General features: G+C 65.8%; 2 protein-coding genes. Both read left to right on the top strand.

The genetic code is table 11. From position 1 onward, the window contains the following. Positions 1-640 precede the first annotated feature (640 nt). A complete protein-coding gene (locus ACWD1Z_RS37200) occupies positions 641-1,636 on the top strand; it encodes a DUF6192 family protein (RefSeq protein WP_451125306.1) in 996 nt (331 codons plus the stop codon). Between the two features lie 3 nt (positions 1,637-1,639). Then, complete coding sequence (locus ACWD1Z_RS37195) at positions 1,640-2,059, top strand: RacP protein (protein ID WP_389421649.1); 420 nt, start codon at positions 1,640-1,642, stop codon at positions 2,057-2,059. The last annotated feature ends 114 nt before the right edge of the window (positions 2,060-2,173 follow it).

Genomic DNA, 2,173 nt, shown 5'->3' with positions numbered 1-2,173 from the left:
TCAGCATGCACATGCCCAACAGAGGGCCTGCGCGACGATCAGTACCTCGATCGAGCGATCACGAACCGAGGAAGATCGGACTTAACGTCCACTGAGGGCGTCAACACCAAGTAGCTGTTTCTGATCCCCGGTTTCTGGGAGCCTTGAGGCATAGCCTGGTGCGGTGTCCGAGGGTGCGATACGGGGTGGGAAGAGGATTTGCCGGGCTTGCGGGGAGCCGTTGAGGCCGGAGGCCCGTCGGGGTGCGGTGTTCTGCTCGACTGCGTGTCGTTCCAGGCAGTGGCGGGTGGAGGACCGGTTGCGGAAGCGGCTTGCGGCGGTGAAGGACGGGGCCGGCGAGGTCGAGTGCCCGGAGTGCGGACCCGGTGGATCGCGGGGGTGGATCGCCGTTCGGACGCGGTGTTCTGCTCGACGAAGTGCAAGGTGAGCGCGTGGAAGCGCCGGAAGGAACCGTTCGGCGAACGGTCACAGTAACCGCTGAGCGAACGCATCCTGAGACCCGCTTCGGTCGCTAACCGATCATTTGCGGTCATCCATTGTGATCTGTGGATGTGCGGTCCGACTCTCGACAGAGATGCGGGCCTTGTCCCGTTACGGTCCGAAGTGCCGTTTCTGGGCCCGCACTTGGGTGGTGAAAGCCATGTCCGAGGAGAACGTCGGGGCGGTCAGCCAGTCCCGCTACGAACAGATCATCGCCGAGCTTCGTGAAGTCGTCGAACAGCAGACCCGGGGTCAGTTCACGATCGGGGACCGCGCCCTGGAAGTGGAACCGATGAGGCAGCGAGGCGGCCTGGTCGGGTCAAGTGAGTACACGGTCGAGCAGTCGCTGCAACGGCTGTCGGATGACATCGCATTGAGCGTCGGAGCGGTAAAAACAGCCAGGTGGGTGGCGTCCCGCTGGCCGAAACAGCACCGGCAGCCGAAGCTCGCCTCCTACACGGTCCATCGCTCGCTGGCGAACATCGAGGACGAGGACGAGCGGTTCAAGGCGATCCTGACGCCGTCGAACGGCAAGGCCCGTTGGACCACGGACGACGCCAATCGCCGGGTGGGACAGCAGGTCGAAACACCGATCACGCCGCAGGAGAAGGTCACCGCGATCCACTCGCTGGCCCGGGAGCCCGAGGTCGCCGCGGCGGTGACCACCGACTTCCTGAAGCGTCCGCAGGTCGCGGCCAAAGTGTCGGCGGAGGACAAGGTCCGGGTGGTGGAGGAATTCACCCGCGACGAGTCGGTGGCGACCACCGCCGCGACCAGCCTGATGCGCCGGCCGGACGTCGCGTTCAAGGCGATGAGCGACGACACCGCCCGCTTCCAGGCCAACCGGGCCCAGATGGACCGCTTGCGGCAGACGCACGAGCACTTCGAGGACCATCATCCCCTCGCTCCGGCGGTCCGCAACATCGAGAGGAGTATTGAGTTCCTTGACCTGGTCACGGCCTGCCACGCGTTCGTCGCCGCGGCCGGCCGCACCGTCCCCGGCCTGCGGGACCGCACGCTCAACGAGGACGAGTCCGCGATCGTGCACCAGAACATCGCGAAATGCCGGGCGACGCTCGACTGGATCGAGCAGGCCGTCGACACCGGCAAGGTCGACATGGATGACGCCCTGGCCCAGTTCCTCAAAGGCGAGTGAGTCATGGCCCGGGCCTCGCGGCGCCGGGGTGATGCGGCCAGACGCCACGCAGACACACTGCGGTTCATCCTGTTCGAGGCCCGGCCCGCGGGGCTGAGCTTCCAGCAGCTGGTCCGCGCTTCGGGCCTGACGCCCTGCCAGGTCCGATCCGGGCTCGCGATGTTCAAGGACATCATCGCCGAGAACGGCTGGCCGCCGCTGTCATGGACCCGCGCCGACGGCTATCAGCTCGGAGCCCTCAAGGACGTGCTCGAGAAGTACGAACGGTCTGTGATCTCCGAGAAGTTGACGGAGTTCCGCCGGTTCCTGACCGCCACGGTCCTCCCGCACGAGCAAGCCCACCCCGGCGACAAGTGGATCAAGTATCTCGTCGCCCAGGTCAACTCCATCGAATCGACCCTCGACCTCATGAAAACCGCCTGACATCCGTCCGCTTCGTGGGGTCTGCCCGGCCTTCGGCCGGGGCCCACCCCCCCCCCAAATTGGAGGCCCGGCAAACCTGAAAACACCAAAAACAACCACAACCCCAACCCCCCC

Source organism: Streptomyces sp. NPDC002784 (assembly GCF_053592135.1).
The sequence above is the reverse complement of the archived record's forward strand: the minus strand, read 5'-3'. Positions and strand labels throughout refer to the sequence as shown.

Excerpts from the sequence above, each read along its gene's own strand:
- ACWD1Z_RS37200 (WP_451125306.1), top strand. The coding sequence starts at position 641 with ATGTCCGAGGAGAACGTCGGGGCGGTCAGCCAGTCCCGCTACGAACAG.
- ACWD1Z_RS37195 (WP_389421649.1), top strand. The coding sequence starts at position 1,640 with ATGGCCCGGGCCTCGCGGCGCCGGGGTGATGCGGCCAGACGCCACGCA.